Genomic DNA, 24514 nt, shown 5'->3' on the forward strand with positions numbered 1-24514 from the left:
CCCTACCGGCATAGCAATCCATTTCTTGTCGAGACGCTGGGTATGACGCTCAATTTTTGGTGTCGCCACCTAAAGAAAAACCCCCGCTTTCGCGGGGATCTTATTGGTTTGTCCAAAGACAGTTCCGATCAGAGACCGGTTGAGATGTCGATGGTGTTGCCCTCTTCCAGGGTCACGTATGCTTTCTTGACGTCTTTCCGACGGCCCAACTGGCCACGGAACCGCTTGACCTTGCCTTTGGTCACGGTGGTGTTTACCGCCTTGACCTTCACACCAAACAGCGCCTCGACGGCCTCTTTGATCTGCGGTTTGTTGCTGTCGATCGCCACTTCAAAGACAACCGCGCCGTTTTCGGACGCCATGGTCGACTTTTCGGTGATGATCGGCTTGCGGATCACGTCGTAGTGTTCTGCCTTCGCGCTCATTTCAGACGAGCCTCCAGTGCTTCGACAGCCGCTTTGGTGAGCACTAGGGTGTCACGCTTGAGGATGTCATAAACGTTTGCACCCATCGACGGCAGGATATCCAGACCTTCGATGTTGCGCGACGCCTTCAGGAACCCTTCGTTCACGGTCGCACCGTCGATGACCAGAGCGCGTTTCCAGCCCAGGTTTGCAACCTGTTTGGCCAGTGCGGCGGTCTTGCCTTCGGCTTCGGCGTTCTCGATCACAACCAGTTCACCTGCCTTGGCTTTGGCCGACAGAGCGTGGCGCAGGCCAAGCTTGCGGAACTTTTTCGGCAGGTCGTGGCCGTGCGAACGAGGGGTCGGGCCCTTGTAGATACCACCCTTGCGGAAGATCGGCGCGTTGCGGTCACCATGGCGTGCGCCACCGGTGCCCTTCTGGCGATAGATCTTCTTGGTCGAGTAGCTGGTTTCCGAGCGGGTCTTCACCTTGTGGGTGCCGGCCTGCGCGTTGTTGCGCTGCCAACGGACCACACGGTGCAGGATGTCCGCGCGCGGCTCCAGGCCGAACAGGTCTGCATCCAGCTCGATGTTGCCGGCTTTGCCGCCGTCCAGTTTGATTACATCAAGTTTCATGCTTCACCACCTTCCGCGGGAGCTTCTTCCGCAGGTGCTTCGGTTGCAGCCGATTTCACAGCAGCCGGGAAAGGCAGGCCTTCCGGTGCTTTCTTCTTGACGGCGTCCTTGACGGTGACCCAGCCCGATTTCGGTCCGGGAACGGCGCCTTTGATGAAGACCAGACCACGGTCGGCGTCGGTTTTGACGACTTCCAGGTTCTGGGTGGTAACACGGGCAGCACCCATGTGACCGGCCATCTTCTTGCCTTTGAACACCTTGCCCGGGTCCTGACACTGACCGGTCGAACCGTGCGAACGGTGGCTGATCGAAACACCGTGCGAGGCGCGCAGACCACCGAAGTTGTGGCGCTTCATCGCACCGGCAAAGCCTTTACCGATCGAGGTACCCGAAACGTCAACCTTCTGACCTGCCAGGAAGTGTTCTGCCGAAATCTCGGCACCTACTTCGATCAGGCCATCTTCAGAGACGCGGAACTCGGCCAGCTTACGCTTGGGCTCGACCTTGGCAGCGGCATAGTGACCGCGCATGGCTTTCGAGGTGCGTTTTGCCTTGGCAGCACCTGCGCCCAGCTGAACGGCGGTGTAGCCGTCTTTGTCAGCGGTACGCTGTGCAACGACCTGCAGGTTGTCCAGGTGAAGAACGGTCACAGGGATCTGCTTGCCGTCTTCCATGAACAGGCGGGTCATGCCAACTTTTTTTGCGATAATACCAGAGCGCATTCTCATACCCTCCGATTACGACTGCAGCTTGATCTCGACGTCCACACCAGCAGCCAGGTCGAGCTTCATCAGCGCGTCCACGGTCTGGGGGGTCGGATCAACGATGTCGAGCAGGCGCTTGTGCGTGCGGATCTCGAACTGGTCGCGGGATTTCTTGTCAACGTGAGGGCCACGGAGAACCGTGAACTTCTCAATCTTGTTCGGCAGCGGGATCGGGCCGCGCACGTTCGCGCCGGTCCGCTTGGCAGTGTTGACGATCTCTTGCGTGCTGGCATCCAGAACGCGATAGTCAAATGCCTTCAGCCGAATACGGATGTTTTGGCTTTGCATATTAACAGCCTTTTATCAGGCGTTGAGGTTGAGAGGAGGACAGACGCGCATCGCCAACCCTCATCGAACCCAAAAGGCGGGAATCACCCCGCCTTGATGTTCTTGTCGAGAACTCGCGCGATCTACAGGGGTGTGAGGAGTTTGGCAAGGGGGAATTGATATCGGCTTGGCTATGGCCTTACCCACTCCGTTGCATGACAGCAGTCAGCCGAAAAGGTCGTTTTTTGGGATTGGTACACTATGATCATTTTCGAATTGTTCGTTTGGAGAGGTTGCAATGACTAAACTACTTGTTTCGGCTATCGCCATTTTTGCCAGTACATCCCCCGCATTCGCACAGTCCAATCGAAGTAACCCAACTGCCGATTACGCTCTGATCAACGGAGAGATCCATACGATGGATGCAAGCAGAAGCGTTGCAACCGCCGTGGGAATAGAAGGCGATGAAATCGTCTATGTGGGCGATGCGGCTGGATTGAAGGACGTCATCGGCATCGGTACCGAAGTCATCGACCTCAAGGGTAGAATGGCCCTTCCGGGTTTCGTTGATGGGCATATACATGCGGCCGCAGGCGGGTTGATCATGCTTGGCGTGGATCTGCAGACAGATGACAAGGACGAGCTGTTTTCCCGTATTCGCCAGGAAGCCGAAACCAACGACAACGACATAATTCTGGGCTACGGGGTCCGTTTCAACCCATGGACAGACGGAAATCCGACGGCCGCCATGCTCGATGAAATTGAACCTGACCGACCTGTGTTTTTGTGGGCAATCGACGGCCACGCGGCTTGGGTGAATTCCAAGGCGTTGGAAATGGCCGGTGTCGACAAGGACACGCCTGACACAGCGCCGGGTTTTTCGTTTTTTGAACGTGACACCGACGGCAACCCAACCGGGTGGATCGTCGAGGTGCCAGCCCAGATGCAGGTTCTGACATCGCTGATAGACATCAACCCCGAGTTCTTGGCGGACGGTGTTTCGAACTGGCTACAGCGCTTCGCTGCTGCCGGGATCACCGCAGTTCATGACCACGGCATTCAGGGGATGAGCCAGGAAGAAGGCTTTCAGATGATGGCCGATTTCGAGAAAAACGGAGATCTGCCAATACGCTTCATCGGCTCATTCTACTGGAACGACGGGACGATTGACCCCCTTCCCGGCACACAGGAGCTCAGCGACAAGTTCGACTCCGAATTGGTCAAGGCTCGCTATCTGAAGATCAATATTGATGGTGGGGACGACAAATGGAATGCGCTCTATGTGGATCCATATGCCGACAAACCCGAACTTGAGGTCGACCCGATTATTCCGATCAGATTGGTCAAAGACGCGGTGATCCGCGCCGACGCCGCAGGCTTCAACGTCACGTGTCACTGCTTTGGAGATCTGGCGGTACGAACTCTTCTGGACGCCATTGAAGCCGCAATCGAAGTGAACCCTGACCGTGAACGTGCACACAAGATAACGCATGGCACCCTGGTTCATCCCGAGGATTACGCCCGGTTCGGAGAGCTGGGCGTAATATATGACACGACCGGCGCGTGGATGACCTTTGACCCGCTCATGCAGTCCATTTCAACGTCCAGACTGGGTGAAGAGCGCGTGCAGGCGATGTTTCCGGTGAACAGGGTCGCGGACGAGGGTGGCATATTCTCATTCGGTTCGGACTGGCCTGTGTCCGGGTACGTATCCGAGTATCGTCCGCTTGCAGCCATTGAGGCAGGGGTAACACGCCAATTGCGCGGTCGCGCGGATGTTCCGCCGCTGGGCGGAGAAGAGGCCAAAATACCACTGCAACTGGCATTGGAAGCACATACGATCAACGCCGCAAAAGGTATGGCAATGGACGGCGAGATCGGAAGCCTCGAAGTCGGAAAGAAGGCCGATATTGTAGTGCTTGGGGAAAACCTGTTCGAAGTCGAACCATCAGCCATCTCGGATGTCGAAGTTGTCTACACGATCATGGGTGGCGCACTGACGCACCAGAAATCGGATTGAACCGGAGACTTCCTGAACTGCCTGAATTTCGACGACACGTCGCGGGTCGCCCCATTTGGGGCGGATGCTTCAGCTTGACGATGTGCCGAGTTCAAGCCCGGACTGTCTTTGGTCTTCGGAGAAATTCTGCCAAACGCGGGTGCCGACAGCGTGACCATCATCGCGCTTGGCGACGCACGAAAACTATCCTCAAACTTCAAGCCGGCGCACGTTCGAACCCGACCGTGGCCTCGCCTCCGGTTTCGGGCTGCAAGGTCTCGCAACTCGCCTTGCCGTTTTCCGCCAGGGCGCAACTGATCTGGCGCTGATGGATGTAGCCGTTGTCCTGGCAGGCAAGATTTCCAGGCTCGATCAGGTTCAGCTGACCTTGCGCGAATTGCGCCTGAACCGGGCCTTCGCATGTGATCCCGTCGTTCGACCGCATGACCTGCTTGCCGTTGCCATTGGTGTCGAAACACATCTGCCAGTCCCGATAGGTGCGGATTTCACCGGAATCGACGTCACGGGTGCGATAGGTGGTGTCCAGCGTCCAGCAGCCGTAAAGCATTTCCAGATCCGCCTCGTTCCACCCCTCATCGTGCAGCGGTCCGGTGGCATCGGGCGGGGCCTTGACGCATTGCAGCGCGGCCAGTTCTCTCTCCAACTGAAAGATACGGCGTTCCAACTCCAGACCGGCTGCTTTCGACACACTCAGTTGCTCCTGCGCGACCAGTTGCGTTTGCGGCTTACAGCCCGTCAGGTCCCGCAGTATCGGGATCTGCAAGGCACATGCCTGCAGGATCAGTGCCGCAGAAACACCGGCGAGGCCGACGATGCCGACACTGGCAATCATGACTGGCAGGGTTGATCTGACCGGCATATTCCTTAGCGATACCCAATAATTATCTCAAAACTCTTCTGGCAGAGTTGCGGATATTAGGCCGTTGGTCAATCCGCCCCTTGCCTGAGCAGAATGACAGTTTTCGTTATTTTGCGGGGCGGGGAAGTCGGATAAACTGAAACCTGTATTGGTGGAGTTGGGTCGTGACTGTTTTGAGCCGTCTATATCGAATTTGGTTTGTCTTGTTTCTTTTTGCCGGCACTATGGCCCACGCCCAGCATCAGGGGCACAACACAACCCGCAGCGTATTGTGGTTCAACGCGATGCCCGATTACAGCCCCGAGGTTGTATCGCGGCACCGTCAGCAAATGGCCCAGTTCCTCGATCAGTATCGCGAAGGCAAGGTTTTCAATGTCACATACGAACGGAGCCTGCAGGGTGGTGGCCTGGCGGCGGCTTTGCGGGGCGGGCAATACGATATTCTGATCCTGGACACAGCTAATCAACGCAAACGGATGAATGCTGAAGACGTGCAGGCCCTGCAGCAGTTTTACGGGGCAGGGCGTCGAACGCTGATGCTGGACGGGTCTTTCGCGATCCGGAATATCAATCATAACCCGACCACGAAGTTTCCGGGCCGGAACGGATCAAGCGGGGCCATTCTGATCAATCAGCTGTCGGCGCTGGCCGAGCGGGGCGGCGGCGTTCTGATCGGGACGGACCATAATATCTGGCAGGTCAACGCCAACGCGGCGCTGGGCGCACTGGTGCCGGGCGCGCGCTTCAAGGGGACCACCAACCCGTCAACGGACGGCGACTTCATCGGCACAACGCTGATCGGTGGGCGCGAGTCTGTGAAGGCGCTGGATTTGCTGCGGCATTGGGAATCCGTGCCCAATCAGGGTGAGGCCCCGGTCGGCACGTTTCAAGATTTCAGCGGGCAGCAGATCGTGCTGTATTCGCTTGTCGAAACAGCTGACAAACCCGGTGGCGGGCGCAAGCGGCCTTATATCTCGGCCAGCTATTACCCCGGCGACAACCGTATCCCGATCGACAGCGACGAAGAGATTTTCGACAACCTGCCTACACACAAAAGCGGCAGTTGATCAGGTCGCTCCTTCGCGCAGCACTTCAGCGGGGTCCACACGCGCAGCACTGCGAGCCGCAAAAAAGGCGGCGGCCATCACAAAGACCAGTGTCAGAACGATGATGACCAGGCTTTGAAGCAACCCCAGAACGACAAGGCCGTTTTCTTCGGTCAGGCCGCTGTCAAACAAGCGCTCGGCCAGATTGCCCGCGATCCAGAACAGTAAGAAACTGACCAGCAAGCCGATCAATCCGCTGACAAATGCCTGAACGACGGGAAACATCCACAGCCTGCGCGGGCCGATCCCCAACAACGCCAACGAGGCGAGGGTCTGACGCTTACGCGCGACCTCACCCCAGAACCCGAAAACCAGCGCGGCGGCCAGACCCAGACTGGCAACCCCGGCTGTCAGCAGCAGTGCCAGATTCAGATTGCGTCCCAGGCTGAGGACGCCGCTGACCTCGGCCGTGCGGGCTTCGGTCTGCACGCCAAACCGCTGTTCCAGCCTTGATTGCAAGGCCGCCAGTTCGGTGATGTCGCGGGCAAAGACGCGCATTCCTTCGAATTCGGGCTTGCGTGCAGCGATGTCGCGCCCTTCGGTTATTCCATGTTCGGGCAGGGCGTATTCGTCATAAAAGGCTTCGACCAGATCCAGCACCTCGATATTGGCCAGAACGGACCGGCCGGACAGCGCGGAATCCGGAAGGATCACGACAAGTTCCAGCGGCAGCATCAGTTGCCGCTTCCGTTCTGTTGCCTGCGTGAAAATCTGCACCGTGTCGCCAACGGAGAACTCGAGCTGACGTGCCAGACTGGCGCTGAGGACTACCTGGTCTGCGCCCAGTTCAAGGTCCTTTGGCAAGGTCGGGTCGCCTGTGCCCGACGGAACCAGAACAGCGTCTCGCTTGGCGACGGCCCCTTCCTTTCGGACATTGACGAAATCAAAGATCGACCGGGTTTTTGCCGTGGCAAAGGCCGTCTGTTCCCAGCCCGCCACCTCGGCTACGTCGCTTTCAACAAACGCGCTGTTTCCGGTGGTTTCGATCCGCAAGGTCGCCGGGTCGTTCAACAGCCGCCCGATCAGCGCGTCATAAACCCCGTTCTTGACGCCGAAGACCACCATGAGCGGCACCAGGACCCCGGCAAGAATTGCGACATTGCAGATCAAATGTACGCGTTGGCGCAACAGGTCGCGCAGGGCCAGCTCGATCATCAATCTCATGCCGCGTCCCCCGCTGTCGCCACGCCGGTCTGGCCGTGTAGTTGGCTGACGACGTTGGACTGGCTCGCCGGATCCACCAGTCCAAGGGCGATCCGGCGGAGCGAAAACTGGTCCAGAAGGTCCAGATCATGGGACGAGATGATTACACCGGCCCCGCCCGAAATGGCCATATCGATCAGCAACCCCATCGCGGTCGAGGCCGCCCCGGGGTCCAGCGCTGCGGTGGGTTCGTCCGCGATCACAAAGGCAGGGCGATGCGCCAGCGCACGGCAGATGGCAACACGCTGACGCTGACCGATGGACAACGCGCCGGGATAGAGCGCGGAAATTTCCGAGATCCCCAATCGCTGCAGCAACTCGCTGCACCATCCCGGATCATCCATACCGACAATCTTTTGCGACAGCGCAACATTGTCAGCCACGGTCAGAAACGGCAAAAGGCCGCCGCTTTGTGGAACGAACCCAAACATCGTCCCGCGAATTTCCGCGGGCGACATGCTGGGATTGTTCCAGATGCCGCCAAAATCCAGACCGTCCTCACCAACCCCGATCAGAAATTTCTTCGCCGTTGATGGACGCCGCAGCAACCCGAGTGTCTCAAGCAACAGGGTCTTGCCCGTGCCACTGGGGCCGGTCAGGCCTATCGCTTCTCCTGAAGTCAGGCTTAGGCCCGGAACATCCAGCGTAAACCGACGTTCCTGATCGCTCAGGCTGACCGAGACACCTTCAAGAAGCAGTTGAGCCGACACCGGTCAGGGCAACACGTCAAAGGGCATGGCAAAGACATGCTCGCCGTCAGGCGCGCCCTCGTAAAGTGCAGTCCAGACGGTGCTGTCAAACAGCCACTTCCGATATTGGGTCAGTTTCTGGCGCATGCCATCGATCACGCTGCGGCGGAACATGGCGCTTTCGGCCCAGCGTTGCTCGCTCATGCCCAGAACCTGGCTTTGATAGGGCAGACGGTCCAGAAACTCCATCGCGCCGCCCAGCGTGTCGGCGTTTGCGTTGACCAGCAGGTCCGGGTTCTGCGCCATATCCGCGATCAGGCCCCGAACCTGCGAGAAGAAATCAAGCGACTGTTCCGAGCTTTGCGCGGTTTCGCCAAAGCGCACTAGGTTGTCCAGAAACTCGGCCATGCTGGCCATCTCGTTCTTGGTCACCAGCAGGCGCGGTTCGATGGCAAGCCGGTCGGGTGCTTCGACAGCGCGATTGGACAGCCAGCCCTTGATCACGTCAGGGGCTTGCGTGCCTTTCTGCTCGCCCAGCCAGGCCAGTTGCATGGCGCGGCCCAGTTCGACCAGGCCCTCGCCGGCCTCTTCCGGGTTGAGCACCGTTTTTTCGCCCCGGACGATACGGACATGATCGGTCAGTGCGGTCACCAGCCGGGTGACGACGCCTTCGAATGCCTGTTCCGAGCCGCCTTCGATAGGGAAATAGTACTCCCGTCCGGCAAAGCGCGAAAGCTCACGGTATTTGGCGGCGGCATAAGCGTGATTGCCCTGCCCGTTGGGGGTTTTGAGGTGCAGCGTCATGACGACGATATTGCGGCCTTCGGCGTCTTTCTGCAGTTCGACGGTTCCGATCTCGGACCGAGCGTTCGGATCCCGCGGGTCCTTCGGCCCGGCGTCGGTCACAAGAATGACATAGCGCGCATCGATCTTGTCGCCGTCGCCCTTGGACAATTCCCAATCAATCGTATCAATCGCATCCTCAACGCCCGCAAGGCTGTCTTCGTTGAAACCGGGCGAATTGGCGCGGGCCACATAGGTTGCCTCGCCAATCGCAGACAAAACCGGGCTTTGATCCTGACGCCGTTCCACATCCATCAGAGTTTTGGTGCGGTATTCCAGCTCTGGCACAGCTTTGGTGTTGTCGCGAAATCCGATCACTCCGAAATTGACCAGCTTGCCGATTTCTGTGCCCTCAATCTGGCGCACTGTGTTTTGCAGAACGCGCTGTGTGGCCGCGATGTAAGGTTCCATCGACTGTGTCGTGTCCAGAACAAAGACGATGCCCACATCAAAGGCCGCGGGATCGCCCTGCAGTTCCTGTGCGCCAGCCGTATCCTCTTGTTTCGGGACCGAGGCCACCTGCATCAGCAGGACCTCGTCATATGTCAACGGATGCAACGCCTCGGTGAAATCGAGGATCGGCATCAGATACAGTTCGTCGCGGATATTGACGAATTCCTGTGGTTCGACCGAGACGACACCATTCTGACCGTCAACAACACCGGCCGAGGCTTCGGCGACCAGACGCTCCTGCACATCGCGCAGCGCTTCGTGGTTCATCAGCCAATCCAGGTTCTGCTGCGTGTCGAATAGCAATTGGCGGCTGCGACCGGCGGAATTGGTAAAGGCGCCGACAATGTTCTGCTTCCAGGGTACGGTGCCGGGCTCCTGCACCCATCCTTCGGGCGCGATATTCGGGCTTGGGCCGACCTCAAGCCAACCGTCTTGCCGTGCAAAGACATAAAGCGGCTGAAAGGCCGGATAGGTCGATTGCGCAGGGCCGTTTGCCGACGGGTGAAGTGTGGTGCCCGGGCGGGTCAGGACCCGCTCATAGATGGTTTGAGTTCCTTCAAGTAGCAGGGGTTTGCGTTGCTGTGCCTCCGCACCAGCCGCCCCGAACGCCCAGAGCAATGCAAAGAGGGCAACGAACCGGAGTATCAGGGCAGGGTGCATGGTTTTCAGGATCCTCTGGGTCACTGGCAATAATCTTCAAACGCGCTTTTCGACAGGGAATCGGACTTGATCCGCAGACGTGTACAGACCGCTGCCAGGCGATCCGCTGCTTCCTGGGAGCCGGCCTTGACGGCCCTGTCGTAATACTCAGCCGCCAGGGACGGCTTATCAGGGAATGTCAGGCCGATCTGACCTTCGATAACGTCATCCGTGACGCCGCTGTCGTAAATCGAGCCGAACAGGGCAAGCGCCTGGGCATCTCCGGCAAGGGCCGCTTTTTCGACAAGACCCAGTGCGTCATCGGCCGACAAACTGCCACCGCATTCGCGCATTTTGCCTGCCACCGCGTCGAAACCTTGCGACGAGAGTTCGGCAAGCTGAGACATGGCGCAGGCATTCTGTACCGGGTCCGGTTCAGGTTCGGGCGCGGGTTCCGGCTCAGTCACTTCGACCGGGTCATCTTCCGGCGTGGTGCCCGGCATCAGGAACAGATAGGCCAGCGCGCCAAGGACCGCTGCAACCACGACCCCGCCAATAATCAATCCGGTCTTGCTGGATTTTCCTTCGGATTCTTCCTCTGACGTATCTGACGGGGCGACGCTGCCCTTGCCTTCCAGATTGCTGTCAGGTGACTTTGCGTCCCCATCATCGCCCACGTCGACACCACTCTCGGCATCGTCGGTCTGCGGTTGCGCCACCATTACGGTTGGTGCTTTGGCTTCGGGTGCCGTGCCGGTGCCGCCGATGCCGCCAATGACGGCCTCGTCCGGGCCTGCATTGATATCGTCAGGCCAATAGGTGTCCCAACTGCCGCCACCCACTTCGATCCGAACGGGTGTATCTTCTTCGATGTGGTTTACAACCTCGGGTCCGACGACCAGTCGCAGCGAGTCGCCGCCCTGTTCGGCGATGCGCGCCGGGATACTCGCTCGGTTCGGCTGCCAGCCATCCGCGCCCAGCCATTTCTGCTGATAGCTGTTGAACACCGCGACGCTGACCGGATCATCATCAGCGGTCGCACCGGATATGGTGATTTCGGCAAAGCCACCGCGAGGATGTTTGGGATCTGGTTTGATCTCGATCACGAGGGTTGCTCCGCGTTGACTGTCAGCTCGTTGAGGACGCCGCCCAGTTTGATGTTCTGTTCAATATTTACCGTGCCGGCATCACCGTCCTTGGCGTTTTCTACAAACAGCGCGTCCAATGCGAATACCCAATCCGTCCAGGTATCTGTCGCGGCTGCGCGCGGCACTTCCGGCAGGCTTTCGGCAGTATCTGCGCCCTTGTGTTTTTCGAACGCTTTCCTGCTGGCCCCTTCGCCAAGATCAATGTCCAGACCCTGTCCATTAAACATGTCGCGGGCGCCAAGCGTAGTGACAAAATTATTAATTCGTTCCGAGCAGACAATGGCGGCAGACGGCGCCTGCTTGTCGACGGTCAGGCTGTAAGAAATGCTTCGCAGCAGTTCCATAATGCCGCTCTGGACATTGGTGCGCGAGAAACCGTGCACCATTTCATTCACCAGATCGCCGGCTTTTTCCGGCGTCAGTTGGAATATGGCCAGCCGTTCTTCATCCTCACGGAACCGGTTCAGGCCCTCGACCCAGACGGAAATCGCGGTATCTGCCTGAAAGGTTTCGGGCGTCATGGTGCGGATTGATTTTGTCTTTGGCTTGTCATCCTCGGCCTCGGCAGTTTCAGGCGGGGCTGCATTGGCCTGCGAGGTCGGGGCCGATGGTCTGGCCGGTGCGCCGGGACGTAACGGTGCGCCGGGGCGCGCCGGGCTTGGTGCGCTGGTCGCGGCGGCAGGCGTTACTGCGGCAGGTTTGTGCGCTTCGTTCGCAACCGCGTTCGTGATGCGGATTGACGACGGCACCCGCGAAATCCGGTCCTGCACCGCATCCTGATCCACCGACAACGCATTCAGGAAGGCACCGAACCGGTGGTTGGACAAGGTCAGTTCAAGACTGTCGATGATACCGGCGGCGGCCAGTCTCTTTTCCTCGATCCGTTTTTCGACGTCATCGGAGATGTAGAACTGGGCCAGTTCCTGATACAGGTTGGCTGCGACCGCTTCGACCTGATTGCTGATCTGGCGCAATTTGCTTTCGGGTTTGCAGACTTTCGTCAGTTCTTCGATCAGATAGCTGACACCACCATCGTTCAGGCCCAGGGCCGCTTCCCATGCCCGTTCGGGATCCTTGAAGTGCTTTTGCACCGGTTCCGCCTGAAGGCAGCCCGCCTTGAGTTCGGCCAGGCGGTTGACCTTGTCGGGGATGATCTCGACCTCGCGCTCATCCTCGTATTTGATCAGCGCTTCGATCGGATAATAGGGGTTTCGCAACCAGTAGCAGTTGGTGAACGGTTCGGTCCCGGCCCATTTGTGAACCCAAGACGTTGGCACCTTGCCGAACCCTTTCAGCAAGGACGCATCCATGCGCCGCTCGAACCGCTCGTAATCCTCGGCGCCCGAGGCGCTGTCGATCAGGTGTTTGTCGAACTTGGTCATCACGAAGAACAGAATACAGTCGTTCTTGGCCCGTTCATCCGGGGTCGCGCCGTGGGTCAGCTCGATCCACTGCTCGACCAGTCCCGGCAAGCTGAGCGTTTCCATGTTGCTGTCAGGCACACACAGCAGCATCGAGGTGATTTCCTGGTTCGAAACGTAGCGGTCGAACAGATAGGCCACCTTGCCGCGCAACAGCATGTTGGTCACGGCTTCTTCGGGATTGCGAAGGGTGACTGACAGCGGTGCCTCAAACCGGTTGCGGGCACCGGGAAAGTCCAGCAGATCGGTTTCGGCAAACAGGGGTGATGGCTGTTCTTCCATCGGAAAGACCAGTTCCGCCGCCAGCGCGGTTGTCACCGCCCGGTTCAGCTGACCGTTTTGCCCGGCGGCGGTCTGGATATTCAGCATGTCCTCGCCCTCCGGTCCAAACAGACCCGACAGGGTGTTGACGTCGATGATTGAGGTCTCGCGCGGCTGCAGCGAATCCAGCGAGGCGTAGATCACCTCGGCATGGTTGATCGTCGCCAGCGCTTTAGACAGTTTGATGTACAGGTTGGTCAGCGGCTCGTACCCGCCCCACAGAATTGACAGGAACTGACCCCGGTCTTCAGGTGTCAGGCGCGGTGCCAGTTCGGCCGCTTCGTCCCAGAATCCGCCAAGATTGAAGGCGTATGACGATTTGCTGACCCATTTCTGGACGTAATCGGCAATCTCGTAGACTTCTTCATAGTCGATCCCGCCGGTGGGTGCTGGCTGCGCCTTGCCTGAATGGGCCGAAAAATGAGCCCCCAGCAATTCCGGTGTCGGCGGCTCTTCGGACAGGTCGCCATCCTCGTAGAAGCTGTTGATCAGGGTGCGTGCGATGTCAGCCTCGGTCAGCAGGTTGAGCTGGATCGGATACCCGTCCGGCGTCGGGGCCTTGGTCATGGTGAACCGCGTCACCAGCCCGGTGGACTCGCCGTCGCCTGCCGGATTCACCTGGCTGATATAGTCAAGCTTGCCGCCCGGGCCGTTGAAATCGGCCACCAGACGCCCCTCGTTCGGGCGAGCCAGAACCGAGACCAGAAAGGACTTGCCGGCTTGCGAGGGGCCAAAGACACTGACGCTCATCTTGGTTTGCGAAGCGCGCCCCAGTCGTTCGGCCCGCCTTGCAGCTTTGCGCAGAACCTTGGGCAGATGGGCGACGCGGCCCTCGACGGTCTGCGCGTTCTCGGGATCATTGATCCATTCCAGCGCGGCGCGGGACAAGCGGGCGACATCGGTGCAGCGGTTGGTAAGGGCGTCTTGTTGGCTCATATCATCGTCTCACATCTTCAAACCGGATCAGACCTGGAACACGCCAGTGTCAATCCAGTATTCATCTTCGAACCCAAGGGTGTGCAGGCGCAGTATGACATCACTTGATTTCATCGCGCCGCCTTCGCCGTCTTCGACCTGATCGATCTCGAAGGCCTCGCGCATGGATTCCCGGCGCAGCTTGTCTTCGCTGGTTTCCCCATCGCTGTCGTCAAAGTCCGTCTTGCGCAGTTCGACCCGGATCGGCAGCGGGCGCGACTGGTTGCCGGTATCCGCAAAATCCAGCCGGAACAGCGGCGTGGTTGTCCAGCGGTCCAACGGTAACTGCCGCGATCCGATATAGACTGGCGAATAGAGGTTCACGGTCGCGGTGTCATTGCTGGACCCATCCGTGTCCAGATCGACATCCGAGAACAGGATGCGTTCGTCCGGGATCTGGCCGTTGATGTCCATCTCACCGACAAACCGCGCGGTCGAGCGCATCTGGAACGCGCCGGTCGTGACCTTGAAATTCGGGATACGGTTTTCCGAAAGAGCAATCAGCATACCGCCGACCGCAACGGTCGATTTCGGATCGCCGATCTTTTGCGAAACCGGATCCCGGAACGGGTACCAGCGCCCGGTCTTGTACTGGTGCATCGATATCAGCCGGTGCGGTGACACAACCAACATTTCCTCCACGATCGAGCGGATGGCCGGCAGGCGCGAGGGCCGTCCGGTCAGCAGCACAACGTCAACGCCCAGATGATCGATCACCTCGCACATGTTGCCCAGAACACGCTGGAACACCTCGCGGCTGATCGCGTCCACATCTTCGCGCGAGCTGGTCAGGACCAGATCGGCCAGCCTCCAGTCGCGTGCACCAAGGGCAGCCGCCGCGTCTTCGACATATGACAGGATGTCAGAGCCGACTTCGCGGCCGCCATTCGCATCGGGTGTCGGTTCGGTTGTTGGTGCTTCCGCTACCTCTTCTTCACCGTCAGGCCGATCTTCGGGATCAACCGGCTCGGGCATACCCAGAATGCGGGCCACAGGGAGGTCAAACCGGTCGAACTCTTCCGAGGTTTCGCAGTGGGCCAGAGTTGCCTCGGCCAGTGGCACAAGCACGCGCAGCGAGAATTGCCGGCGTCGCTGAACGGCCTGCTGATCCTGCCCGCCGATGTCGCCGCCGAACAGCTCGCGCAGCTTCTCGGCCACGTAGACGCCGCCTGCAGCTTCGATGGATTCCTGAATGCGCGGAATGATGATGGCGCTGACCACTCGGTGAACCAGGTCATCACCCGCGATGCGGAACCCCTCGCGGAACGTCTGTTCGGGGTGCAGAACCCGGTTGGCTTCATTCCGGTAGGTGGTGATCATCAGGTCGGTTGTGCCACCACCCACATCAATGCTGGCCAGTCTCAACGACGGCTCCTCGGCCCCCGACGGGGACATGCGGGGCTTGCCCTTGAGGTTGATGAACGTATCGATGCGCCCGTCGAATTTCTGTGTCAGCTCGCTGTAAAGGTAAACAAGCTGGGTACACGACGCTTCGTCCCAGTCCACCATCACCTCGGGCTTGGTCGAATAGGGCTTCTGAGCGCTGTCCAAACCCAATTGCTGCCAGATCAGGCCAAGCGCACCTTGCGTGCGCGAACGGATGATGGCCTGTTCCTTGATCGGTGTGGCGGTTGGCAGGCTCAGGATGATGCGGTTCAGACGGCGTGGCAGATCCGATTGCGCCCGGCGGGATCGCCCGGCGGGATCGTTGATCTGGATCAGCGCGTGCGCAATGATCTCGCCCATCATGAACCCGAACAGCGAACTGCGCGAGAAGCGTGGCCGGATGGCCGGAGTGCTGGGTGTCTCGCCCCGGCGGCGCAGGCGTTGTTCTTCCTCATACCTGACCTGCTTCATCACGTCGCCCGCCTCATTGAGGTGGCGCATGGCAGATCGCACCGCCTTGGGCAGGTTGTTTGGGTCCATGTGATTGTGGAACCGCCAGTCCTGCTGCACGGCGGCGCTGTCCCATAGGTATCGTTTCGGTGACGACAGACCGGACAGGGTTTCCGTCCCTTCCTCGCCCTGAACCAGCCGCACGGCCTCGGGGCCGATGCGCACGAAGCTGGGCCACAGGAACGCGTTGCGCCGTCCCGAACGACTGGCATAGCGATCATCGCCGAACCGGACATCGGAAAACTCGACCCGGCTGGGGAACAGACCGCTGTAGTAGAATTCCGGCTTGCTGAGATCGCGGATTTCCAGCGGGAAGGACCGCGCCAGATCGACACGTGTTTCACCCGGAAACTGCTCGATCAGAATGCCGCAGGTACGGCTGTTGCCGACGTCCAGAACCAGATCGACATTCACCGGTGTAACAGCGTCCCGCTCGCTGACGGTATTGGCAAAACGGACGGTCGGCGGGTTCGCGGTATTCTGTACGACCTGCAGATAAGCCAGGTATCGTGCCCAATGTTCGAACCGGTGCGGCAGGTCCTCTTCCGCGAAACGGCGTCCGGGCCGTTCAGCGCGCTTGAAGTTGATGAACAGTTCCTTAAGCCACTCCGACACCCAGCGCTGATGATCCAGCATGTTGCCGTCTTCGTCCGTTTCGGGACGGCGCAGGAACCATCTCATGTCGTTGGGTTCGGTCACCAGTTTGAAATCGCGGGCCTTTTCGGCATCCGATTTCTCAGGCGCGACGTAATTCATGTCCTGCTGATGATCCACCAACGTGGTGTCCAGCGCGATCTGGATCCTGTGGGTATGCCCGGTTTCGGCGTCCGGTTCGGCCAGTTCGACGGTTCGCATACGCGCCCAGCTGGACGGGCCGGGGTCGAACTGCAATTCACCGGCATGGCCGCGCTGGCTTTTCTGACGCAGGAAAGGCACCGGCACCCATTTGTCCAGAAACGGGTCCAGCGCCGCAGTTGGCCGAACCGAATATTCGTCGTCATCGTCTCGCCGCGCGTCCAGGATTTCGGCGTCGCGCGTGTCATCGCCGGACAGCGGGAACAGGGTCAGAATGTTCTCACCATCCTGCTCGCCCGTGACCCTTTCAATATATCGCAGAGGGCGCATTTCGAGCTTGGAAATGTCAAAGCCGAAATCCAGCATTTGAATTCCCGAAAACGGAATCAGAGTGATTTCTTCGCGCAAATTCGCGAGTTTGCGAATTTGTGGTTTCCGATCCCTGAGCATCAGTTTCCCTTTCCAACTTCGTATTGTTTGGTCCATGCGGGTTGGCCGCTTGTGACGGAACCATTGAATATTTTGGTCTCGACCCCGTCCTTGATACGCAATCGGAAGGATTGCGTGGTGCTTTGGCCGTGGGGGTCAAACAACGAGACTGCGATATTGTACGGTCCATTGGCCGGGGCGTCGAAATACATGCTTTCGATTGCGTTGGGCACGGCCGTACGAATGTCGTGATTACCGCCGATATCCAGGTTGCCACCGCAAGCCGCGCGGTTGTCGTAATTGATGATCTGATTGCCCGGGCACCGCACATCCATATGTAAGTCCGCAACCGAGTCCCACAGCAACGAAATCGTCAGTTTTCCTTCGCGTGCACCGCGTTCAGCCAGTCTTTCGCTGTCGATATCCGGAACCAGTTGCGCCCGGTCTTTCGGGTCGGGGATCGGCGCTGTTGCCTTGTCAGGCTGACAGGCGCGGTCGGCAATGCCGATGTCTTTCTCGAGGCTGGCGATCCGGTCGCGCAGCCAAAGTGTTCTGCGTTCTTCTTCGGATGCCTCCACACCCGGCGGCGGGCAGTAACTGGGCAAACCCGGAATGCGCAGGGCGCAGGCTTCGACCATCAGATACAGGATGGCTGCGATCATCAGCATCAGCAGCAGCCAGCCAAACCACATCAGCCACCAGAGGTTTAACGGACCACGATCAGCCGCCGTGGCCTGCGCTTCTCCGGCGGATGCCGGTGCCGCTGCAGCACTGGCCGCAGCAACCGCTGCCGCCTTTTCCGTGGCTTTCTTCTGTGCTCTTGCAGCCCCCTCCTTGCCACTCAGGTCGCCTGCAACCGCGGCCTGATTGTCCGAGATCCAGGCCCAGTTCAACAGCACGGGCTGACGTGTTTCGCCATCCGTCAGCACGTAGACGCAATCGTCATCGGGATAACGTGTTGCGTTGGTCAGGGCTTCGCCAAGCCGCTGCTGGTCTGGGTCGTTGCTGTCCAGCAGGGATTGGCCCAATTCGCGGATGTCCGACAACAGGCCCTGAAGGTCCGCGTCGATGGCGGCGCGCTCCTCCTCTTCGAATGTGTCCAGCCTGTGGGGTTTGCCGCCCGTCACGGCATACCAGTCGAACCGATCCCCGTACTGGGTCGCCACTGGTTCGGCAAACAGGGCTGCGTGACGTTCGCCCAATTTGTCCCGAATCGTGCCCGAGATCAGTTCGAATGACCGCTGCGGTGCCGTTCCCAGTGGGGAAAGCCCTTGCGTCGACGTATTTGCGAGGAAAGCTTCAAACATCGTTGCGGCTCACTCGGATTTGGGCGTCAGCGCCGGCAGTTTCGGAAGCGCGTTGGTTTCCGGGGCGGGGCTTTCAGGTGCCGCCCCCGACGCCTGTGCGGTTTCCGGCGGCAGCGGGCGCTGAACCTGCGGGGCGCAGGTTTGTGTCACAACGGCGGGAAGCGCGCCTGTGTCGGCAAGAAAACGCATCAGGTCGCCGGTAGACAGCGCGAAATTCAGGCTGCGCATCGGGCCGACTTTGACAAAGGTATTCACGCCAACCAACCGGCCGCACATATCAACCAGCGGACCGCCCGAATTACCCTTGGAAATCGGCGCTGAATGCACAACCACTTTGGTTTGCGGTGGCAGTGTCTGTTCGGCCGATACAGTGCCGTCTGTGACCGCCAATTCCGGAACGGCGGTTCTGTCACCGGACCGGAGTTGTTGGAAATTCGCGTCACTTTGCAGCAGATCACCCGGGTAGCCCGCGGCGATAACGGATTGCAGGCGCAGCGATTCCGCGGAATCCAGCACGTTGAACGAAGGCTGTTGTGCGCCTTGAACACGCAGCAGCGCAAAATCGCCACCCGTGGACTGGAACGGGCCAAATGTCTTGAGAACCTGCGCTTCTCTCAATGAACCGAGCGCATTGTTGGTTACATAAATCGTCGCACCAGGAGATGCGATAACGTGGTGATTGGTGACCAGAAGGTCCGGACCCACAAAGAAACCTGTCCCGCTGCCCAACCCTTCGGGCGACGGGGCGAGGACCATGGCAGTCCGCTCCTCGATATAGGCAAGCAGCGATTTGGTGTCCTTGGGGTTATCGGAATCCTGAATTTTCACGCGCTCCGGATTGGGGGGCAGAATAGAGGTTCTGTCAGCGGGGCGCACTGCGCCGGGTATGTCGGCGCGGTCATTCGGATCGGGCGGCAGCAACCCTTCGATCGTGCGACCGTTGGGCATCAGCAAGGTGCCATCCGCTTCGCAAACCGCGCCATCCAGCGCAAACTGCAGGTCTGCCAGACGCTGTTCCAGCGATTTGTTGGTGCTAAGAACCGCCGCAAGTGCCGCCTCGTCAGTGACCGCGCGGTCTTTGGTAAGGTCCGGGAAAATGCGATTTCCGGGGATCAGCAGCCAGATCAGGACGCCGCCGGCCAGCAGAAGCAGCAACAGCAACGGCAGCCAGGCCCAAAGCGGCACCCGCTGCGGTGTTGCCGGTGCCTGAGAAGGCGGAGGCGGCGGTGTTGGATCGGCCGTTGCGGCTGCTGCTGCGACCGGAGCCGCCGTGGCTGCCGCTGCTGTCGCTGCCGCCGCGTCTGGCGCAGGAGTTGCCGCGGCAACAGCCTGTTTCTGCGCGGCCATTTCCTGCGCTTCGCCTGACGACAAAGGCGGTGCAGAAGGCAGGGGAAGAAAACGCCCCAGAGTTTGTGCATAGTGTTTCGCGCGTGTTTCGGTTTCGCGGCTGGCTCCGGCGGGCAACATGCCCCAGTTGATGATGACCGGTGTTCCGTCCACGGACCAGACATCGTTCATGTCAGGGATATGAAGGGCGCTGCCAATCAGGCTTCCGGTCTGCTCGTTGCCCAAGGCGGCCTGAAGTGGCGCCAGCCTGCGGGTCAGCTCCTGCCCCAGCGCGTTCTGCGCGGCGTCATCCAGACGATTGAACGGCGTCGCATTTCCCTTGATGTCGGTATACCACGACACCGACGGAGCCACCTGATCGTTTCCCCGGCTGAGCAGCGGTTCGGCAAATAGGTGCGCCGTTTCCTCACCCCCATGCGCGGTGAGCGCGTCCAGCAGAGCCGGATAGGCCTCAATCGCAAGCTCGTCTCCAGCCTCAAGGCACTGGCCCAGTTCGATTTGCGTCTTAGTCAGAAAGTGTTCAGCCATCAGTTGCCCCTTGCGGGTCGGCGGAATTCGACGGTTGTCGAACTGCCGACTTCTGGTTGCGTCACGACACAGCTGGCCGTGCCGGATTCATTCAGTTTACAGCTGCTGCTCAGGCGGTAGATGTATCCGCCGTCGCTGCATTGCAGGTTGCCGGGTTCGTCGATAATCAGCGATCCATCAGCTGCGAACGCGCCGGTCACCGGTCCGGCGCAGCTGTTGCCGTTATCGGCACGCATTTCTTCGCGCCCATTGCCACTGGCGTCGAAACACATGGTCCACTGGTTGTAATCAGTCTTCACGCCGGTCCGTCTGTTGGTGGTCACAAACCGGGAATCCAGTTCCCAGCACCCTTCCAGCAATCCGATACGCTGATTGTCCCAGTCCTGAGGGTCGATCTTGTCGGGTACGGGGGCCAAATCGGGCAGCGCGGCCTGTTGCGGTGCCTTGGGCTCACACTGCAACAATGCAAGCTCGCGTTCGTGCCGCAAAATGCGATCGACCAGTTCCTGGTTTTGTCGTTCGAGTGCCGCCAGCCTCTGTTCAGCCTGCTCGGCCTTGTTGACAGGGCACCAATCCAGCCAGGTTCCTGCGACCCGATCATTTGCGCCGCATGCAGGAACAAGCGCGGCGGCAGACCAGGCAACAATCGCGATCAACACACCAGTCGTCAAAAATGCCAACACAGCCCGAAACAAAAGAAAAATAGCCCCCTACAAATTGAAGATAAGTAAACGTGACTCATAACTCATGGTCAACGCAAATCTCAGAATTTGGCCAGTTACAGAACTTGTCACACAGCCGCGCTTACAAAAGCTGTCATTTCAAACTTCTAACCGCACAGCCTACCATTTTAGGCAATGGTAAAATCGTCCGGAGAGTTCGAGATGTTTGACTTTGAAAACACAGCAGGACCAGTTACCGAAAGTTCACTGTTGTCCGTTTCCGGAGGCGGTTTGCTGGGCGTTATCCCGGCCGCCATGTTGCTGCGTATCGAGGCCCTGGGGAAAGAGAAATATGGCCCCCATTATCGCCTGTCCGACAGCTTCGATTCCGTATCCGGATCCTCGACCGGGGCAGTGATTGCCGCCGGCGTCGCGCTGGGCCTTTCCGCTCGGGATATCGCGGATTTTTATTTGCAGGATGTGCCGCGCGGTTTCAAACGGCGCAAGCGGGCTGTACCGCTCTTGCAGGACATCTTCGACGGTGATCTGCTGCACAGCTTCTTCGAACAGCGCACGCAGGGGCGGCTGCTGGACCGCAACGATCTGGAATGCGACCTGACATTGCTGGCCAAAGACCTGCAGCGCGGGAATTCGATCGCGTTTACAACGATTGACTACGGTGTGGACCGCGTATTGTCCGCCGAAATCCGATGCGAAAAACTGCCTCTGTCCGACCTCTTGCGCGCCAGCACTGCAGCCCCCGGTCTGTTCTCGCCGGTATCCATGACATTGCGCGGCGTGGGCGAGACCCGTCTGGTGGATGGCGGCTTTAGCCTGTTCAATGATCCGTCTTACCTGCTGACCCGCCTGACCCGGGCTCGTGGTGTGCAGCGCATTGCGCTCACCTCGCTGGGTACGGGCAGTTCGCGCCCTGTTTATTCGGGCAATTCTCTGACAGACAAAGTGTCAGTCTTCAGAGCCTTCCGCGGCCTCTTCGGCCTGATCAAGGATGGCGAGGCGCTGTCTCGGGAGCTGATGCGTGATATGGCAGACATGTTAGGTTCGGGATTGCAGCACACCCATTACGACATGAGCCTGACCCGCGACACCTTCGATGCGCTTGGTTTTGAACTTGAGCCCGGTGAACTGCGCAACATGCGTAAAATCGCGGATTTTTCGGGGAAGGAAAGGCTTTTTGAAGCAGCGCAACTGTTGGCCGAAGCAACGATTGTTGAGCCTCTGCCGTTGGTTGGAAACCTGCAGGCAGCCTAGGGAATTGACAGTTCAAATCATATCGTCCCCAATCGGAGAAAACGGATAGTACATCATGAATACTGTAGATGTTTCATATTTGGACGGTGTTCCGGAAAAGAAAGCTTCACGCATTGCCATTCTGGATGCGCAAAAGCTGATCATCGGCGACGAGGGTGCGACAGTCACTGTTCTGGACGTTGAAACCCTGACGGATGACCAGGCGAATGAGCGTCTGACACAGGTTGCACAGAACGCGGCACGGGTTCTGGTTCTTTTTTCTCTGTCCCACGGGGTCAGTTTTCGCAATCGCCGGGACGAGCTGATTGCGCTTGGCGCGGACGACGTCATGTCGGCCACCGGGGCGGATGATGAGTTCCTGACACGGGTGCAGGCGCTTCGGCATCAGGCGCAGCCTCCGCGCGTACTGATTGTGGAAGATGAAGAGGAAATCGGAGACTGGGCGGTGGATGTCCTGCGCGAGGCCGGTATGGACGCCATGCGTGTACGCACCCTGAAGGATGCGCAGAACAGGTTCGAAGCCGGACCGGTTGACGCGCTGGTCGTGGACCGGGGCCTGCCGGATGGGGACGGGCTGACCTTCATCTCGCGTCTGCGTAACCTCGGCATCCGAATTCCGGCCCTGTTGTTCACCGCACTGGATTCCATCGAGGAACGTATCCGCGGGCTCGAGACCGCGCGGGCAGATGACTACATCTGCAAGCCGGTTCACGAGGGCGAGTTGCGCGCGCGCGTTCAGGTGCTATTGCGTCCCTTGGTTTCGGAAGAAACGATGGTGTTTGGTCCGCTTGAGATCAGCCGTAAGGACAGGATCGTCCGGTGGCGCGGCGCGCGTGTCGAACTGCGGCCGAAAGAATGCGAAATGCTGATCTACCTGGCCGAGCGCGACGGCCTACCGATCCCCAAGCGGATGATCTATCTGGACGTTTGGCAAAAGACGTTCATGGATGTCGGCTCGAACCCGGTGACGGCGGCCCGGCACCGGCTGGTGCGCGATTTCAAGTCCGCTCTGGATTCGCGCGGCGAGACGTACCCGGAATTCCTGGAAACCGATGGGGATGCCTATGTTTTCCGGTCCGAGGCATTGCTGCGCATTCCCTCTGATGAAAGCCCGGATCAGTGATCCACCTGATCGGAGAAAACCCGAAACTGTCCCGCATGGTAACGGGACAAGGGCTGTTTTACGCGGCGCTTGGTGTTTTCCTGACATTGGCGGCAATATTCTGTCTGTCCGTATTCTCGGCGGCAGACAGGGCGGACCGGCAGACCCTAAAAAGCGTCGAAGCGCAGATGCTGCGTATTCTCGAAGACAGTGGCGTCAGTGGGCTGGCCACCGCGTTCGATCGGTCACGCAACATAGTTCTGCCGGGCACCGACCGGCTGGAACTGGCGATCTGGCAGATCAGCGGAGATCGCAGGCGCGTTCTGCTGGAAACAACACCGGGCGCAGCCAGCGCCCTTGAGCACGGGCAGGGACGTGCGTCGCTGGATGGGGCCGATTTTGAAACCAGATCGGTTGATGTTGCTGCGGCCTCACAGGACTGGGCGCTGCCCGTTGGGGATGTGGCGCTTGTCTTTGGAATTGAATCACCCAGTTTCGAAACCCAACGCGCACGTTGGCTGGCGCTCGCCATTGCCGGTGTCTCACTTGTCGTGTGCGGTTTGATGATCCTGTTGCAGATCGCCCATTGGCAACGGTACCGACGCAGTCTGCAACGGGTGAACCGGTTGCTTGAGCGGTATTCTTCGGGCGAGACCGGCATTCGGTTTGAAGATGAAACGCCCGCGCCGGAATTGCGCGAGCTGGGTCGCCAGTTGAACGAAGCGCTGCCCAAGATTGACGGGCTGTTCGCAGATTTGCGTGCCCTGTCCGCCCATCTGGCGCATGAGTTGCGGACACCGCTTCAGAATATTCGCAGCGGCATGCGGAAGCTGCTGAATGCACAAAACGCGCAGGACAGGCAGATTCACGCACAGCGTATCGACATGGGAATAGATGCCGCTGACGCCCGCCTGCAATCCATCATGCAATTGTTCCGGCTTCAGGCCGATGCGGATATCCGGCTGGAACCTGACGTCCCGTTGGGGGATCTGCTGGAAGACCTTGTTTACGATTTCGAAGAAGACCTGCAGGCAAACGGGCGAAGTCTGGTTCAGCACATAGACAAGTCGCTACGTGTCACCGGCAACTCGCATCTTCTGGAACTCATGCTGTCGAACCTCTTGTCCAACGCCGTAAAATACGCTGCCGCAAACGGCGAAATCCGGGTCGAGTTGACCCGGGATGCGACACGGTTCGACCTCAAGATTTCCAATACCGGGGCCTTGTCGCAAGGCTTTACCGAGCATGCGTTCGAGCGTTTCGCGCAAGGTGCCGAGCATTCCGGTATTACCGGGTATGGGTTGGGTCTGGGGTTGGTGAAAGCGATTGTGCAGAAACATCGTTTTTCGGCCAGCCTGGCGGAAGATGCAGGCGGCGGGCGGGTCGTTGCATCGGTATCCGGCGCGGCATCGGGCGGGGGAGGGTAGGC

General features: G+C 59.2%; 19 protein-coding genes. 5 read left to right on the forward strand and 14 right to left on the reverse strand.

What is annotated here, in order from left to right:
• Positions 1 to 128 precede the first annotated feature (128 nt).
• The 4 genes from ACR0J2_RS21905 to rpsJ are packed head-to-tail and all read right to left on the reverse strand — an operon-like array spanning position 129 to position 2091.
• Entirely contained in the window at positions 129 to 425 is a 297-nt protein-coding gene (locus tag ACR0J2_RS21905; RefSeq protein ID WP_170806952.1) for a 50S ribosomal protein L23, read from the reverse strand.
• A complete protein-coding gene (rplD, locus tag ACR0J2_RS21910; protein ID WP_170334382.1) occupies positions 422 to 1039 on the reverse strand; it encodes a 50S ribosomal protein L4 in 618 nt (205 codons plus the stop codon). Before rplD ends, ACR0J2_RS21905 begins: the two co-directional genes overlap by 4 nt.
• Positions 1036 to 1761: a 50S ribosomal protein L3 gene (gene rplC, locus ACR0J2_RS21915; RefSeq protein ID WP_170682218.1), complete on the reverse strand. Its 726-nt coding sequence runs from the start codon at positions 1759 to 1761 to the stop codon at positions 1036 to 1038. Before rplC ends, rplD begins: the two co-directional genes overlap by 4 nt.
• A 15-nt stretch (positions 1762 to 1776) precedes the next feature.
• Positions 1777 to 2091, reverse strand: a complete 315-nt coding sequence (gene rpsJ, locus ACR0J2_RS21920; protein ID WP_008756422.1) for a 30S ribosomal protein S10 — start codon at positions 2089 to 2091, stop codon at positions 1777 to 1779.
• Positions 2092 to 2368: 277 nt separating this feature from the next.
• Here rpsJ and ACR0J2_RS21925 point away from each other — a divergent pair, with 277 nt between their 5' ends.
• Positions 2369 to 4090 (forward strand): amidohydrolase, encoded by a 1722-nt coding sequence (locus tag ACR0J2_RS21925; RefSeq protein WP_480813846.1) that lies wholly within the window; start codon positions 2369 to 2371, stop codon positions 4088 to 4090.
• Positions 4091 to 4286: 196 nt separating this feature from the next.
• On the opposite strand, the gene ACR0J2_RS21930 is transcribed toward ACR0J2_RS21925, so the two are convergent.
• Positions 4287 to 4949, reverse strand: a complete 663-nt coding sequence (locus ACR0J2_RS21930) for a hypothetical protein (protein ID WP_480813847.1) — start codon at positions 4947 to 4949, stop codon at positions 4287 to 4289.
• Positions 4950 to 5173: 224 nt separating this feature from the next.
• Here ACR0J2_RS21930 and ACR0J2_RS21935 point away from each other — a divergent pair, with 224 nt between their 5' ends.
• Positions 5174 to 6016 (forward strand): hypothetical protein, encoded by an 843-nt coding sequence (locus ACR0J2_RS21935; protein WP_480813848.1) that lies wholly within the window; start codon positions 5174 to 5176, stop codon positions 6014 to 6016.
• Here ACR0J2_RS21935 and ACR0J2_RS21940 read toward each other — a convergent pair whose 3' ends face one another.
• The 9 genes from ACR0J2_RS21940 to ACR0J2_RS21980 are packed head-to-tail and all read right to left on the reverse strand — an operon-like array spanning position 6017 to position 20729.
• The gene (locus ACR0J2_RS21940; RefSeq protein ID WP_480813849.1) at positions 6017 to 7219 is read right to left on the reverse strand and encodes an ABC transporter permease family protein; all 1203 of its coding nucleotides are present in this window, start codon (positions 7217 to 7219) and stop codon (positions 6017 to 6019) included.
• On the reverse strand, positions 7216 to 7968 hold the full coding sequence (locus ACR0J2_RS21945) for an ABC transporter ATP-binding protein (RefSeq protein ID WP_480813850.1): 753 nt from the start codon (positions 7966 to 7968) through the stop codon (positions 7216 to 7218). Before ACR0J2_RS21945 ends, ACR0J2_RS21940 begins: the two co-directional genes overlap by 4 nt.
• A gap of 3 nt (positions 7969 to 7971) precedes the next feature.
• Positions 7972 to 9927 carry a vWA domain-containing protein gene (locus ACR0J2_RS21950; RefSeq protein WP_480813851.1) on the reverse strand — a complete coding sequence of 652 codons (1956 nt, stop codon included), beginning with the start codon at positions 9925 to 9927 and terminating at the stop codon, positions 7972 to 7974.
• A complete protein-coding gene (locus ACR0J2_RS21955) occupies positions 9924 to 10988 on the reverse strand; it encodes a hypothetical protein (protein ID WP_480813852.1) in 1065 nt (354 codons plus the stop codon). The genes ACR0J2_RS21950 and ACR0J2_RS21955 overlap by 4 nt, the downstream gene beginning before the upstream one ends.
• Entirely contained in the window at positions 10985 to 13708 is a 2724-nt protein-coding gene (locus ACR0J2_RS21960) for a virulence factor SrfC family protein (protein ID WP_480813853.1), read from the reverse strand. The genes ACR0J2_RS21955 and ACR0J2_RS21960 overlap by 4 nt, the downstream gene beginning before the upstream one ends.
• Before the next feature lie 27 nt (positions 13709 to 13735).
• Positions 13736 to 16888, reverse strand: a complete 3153-nt coding sequence (locus ACR0J2_RS21965) for a virulence factor SrfB (protein WP_480813854.1) — start codon at positions 16886 to 16888, stop codon at positions 13736 to 13738.
• Positions 16888 to 18174: a hypothetical protein gene (locus ACR0J2_RS21970; RefSeq protein ID WP_480813855.1), complete on the reverse strand. Its 1287-nt coding sequence runs from the start codon at positions 18172 to 18174 to the stop codon at positions 16888 to 16890. Before ACR0J2_RS21970 ends, ACR0J2_RS21965 begins: the two co-directional genes overlap by 1 nt.
• Positions 18175 to 18183: 9 nt before the next feature.
• Positions 18184 to 20049: a S1C family serine protease gene (locus tag ACR0J2_RS21975; RefSeq protein ID WP_480813856.1), complete on the reverse strand. Its 1866-nt coding sequence runs from the start codon at positions 20047 to 20049 to the stop codon at positions 18184 to 18186.
• Entirely contained in the window at positions 20049 to 20729 is a 681-nt protein-coding gene (locus tag ACR0J2_RS21980) for a hypothetical protein (protein WP_480813857.1), read from the reverse strand. The genes ACR0J2_RS21975 and ACR0J2_RS21980 overlap by 1 nt, the downstream gene beginning before the upstream one ends.
• Before the next feature lie 204 nt (positions 20730 to 20933).
• On the opposite strand from ACR0J2_RS21980, the gene ACR0J2_RS21985 reads away from it, so the two are divergent.
• Genes ACR0J2_RS21985 through ACR0J2_RS21995 form a run of 3 tightly spaced genes read left to right on the forward strand, consistent with a single transcriptional unit; the run spans position 20934 to position 24512 of the window.
• On the forward strand, positions 20934 to 21983 hold the full coding sequence (locus ACR0J2_RS21985; RefSeq protein ID WP_170806943.1) for a patatin-like phospholipase family protein: 1050 nt from the start codon (positions 20934 to 20936) through the stop codon (positions 21981 to 21983).
• Positions 21984 to 22038: 55 nt separating this feature from the next.
• Entirely contained in the window at positions 22039 to 23106 is a 1068-nt protein-coding gene (locus ACR0J2_RS21990; RefSeq protein WP_480813858.1) for a response regulator transcription factor, read from the forward strand.
• On the forward strand, positions 23103 to 24512 hold the full coding sequence (locus ACR0J2_RS21995) for a sensor histidine kinase (protein ID WP_480813859.1): 1410 nt from the start codon (positions 23103 to 23105) through the stop codon (positions 24510 to 24512). The genes ACR0J2_RS21990 and ACR0J2_RS21995 overlap by 4 nt, the downstream gene beginning before the upstream one ends.
• Positions 24513 to 24514 lie beyond the last annotated feature (2 nt).

The sequence above is a fragment of the Ruegeria sp. CG4 genome, from assembly GCF_056537185.1.

Bases quoted from the DNA above. Each gene is read 5' to 3' on its own strand.
- ACR0J2_RS21905 (WP_170806952.1), bottom strand. From the start codon at position 425: ATGAGCGCGAAGGCAGAACACTACGACGTGATCCGCAAGCCGATCATC.
- rplD (WP_170334382.1), bottom strand. From the start codon at position 1,039: ATGAAACTTGATGTAATCAAACTGGACGGCGGCAAAGCCGGCAACATC.
- rplC (WP_170682218.1), bottom strand. From the start codon at position 1,761: ATGCGCTCTGGTATTATCGCAAAAAAAGTTGGCATGACCCGCCTGTTC.
- rpsJ (WP_008756422.1), bottom strand. From the start codon at position 2,091: ATGCAAAGCCAAAACATCCGTATTCGGCTGAAGGCATTTGACTATCGC.
- ACR0J2_RS21925 (WP_480813846.1), top strand. From the start codon at position 2,369: ATGACTAAACTACTTGTTTCGGCTATCGCCATTTTTGCCAGTACATCC.
- ACR0J2_RS21930 (WP_480813847.1), bottom strand. From the start codon at position 4,949: ATGCCGGTCAGATCAACCCTGCCAGTCATGATTGCCAGTGTCGGCATC.
- ACR0J2_RS21935 (WP_480813848.1), top strand. From the start codon at position 5,174: ATGGCCCACGCCCAGCATCAGGGGCACAACACAACCCGCAGCGTATTG.
- ACR0J2_RS21940 (WP_480813849.1), bottom strand. From the start codon at position 7,219: ATGAGATTGATGATCGAGCTGGCCCTGCGCGACCTGTTGCGCCAACGC.
- ACR0J2_RS21960 (WP_480813853.1), bottom strand. From the start codon at position 13,708: ATGAGCCAACAAGACGCCCTTACCAACCGCTGCACCGATGTCGCCCGC.
- ACR0J2_RS21965 (WP_480813854.1), bottom strand. From the start codon at position 16,888: ATGCTCAGGGATCGGAAACCACAAATTCGCAAACTCGCGAATTTGCGC.
- ACR0J2_RS21970 (WP_480813855.1), bottom strand. From the start codon at position 18,174: ATGTTTGAAGCTTTCCTCGCAAATACGTCGACGCAAGGGCTTTCCCCA.
- ACR0J2_RS21975 (WP_480813856.1), bottom strand. From the start codon at position 20,049: ATGGCTGAACACTTTCTGACTAAGACGCAAATCGAACTGGGCCAGTGC.
- ACR0J2_RS21985 (WP_170806943.1), top strand. From the start codon at position 20,934: ATGTTTGACTTTGAAAACACAGCAGGACCAGTTACCGAAAGTTCACTG.
- ACR0J2_RS21990 (WP_480813858.1), top strand. From the start codon at position 22,039: ATGAATACTGTAGATGTTTCATATTTGGACGGTGTTCCGGAAAAGAAA.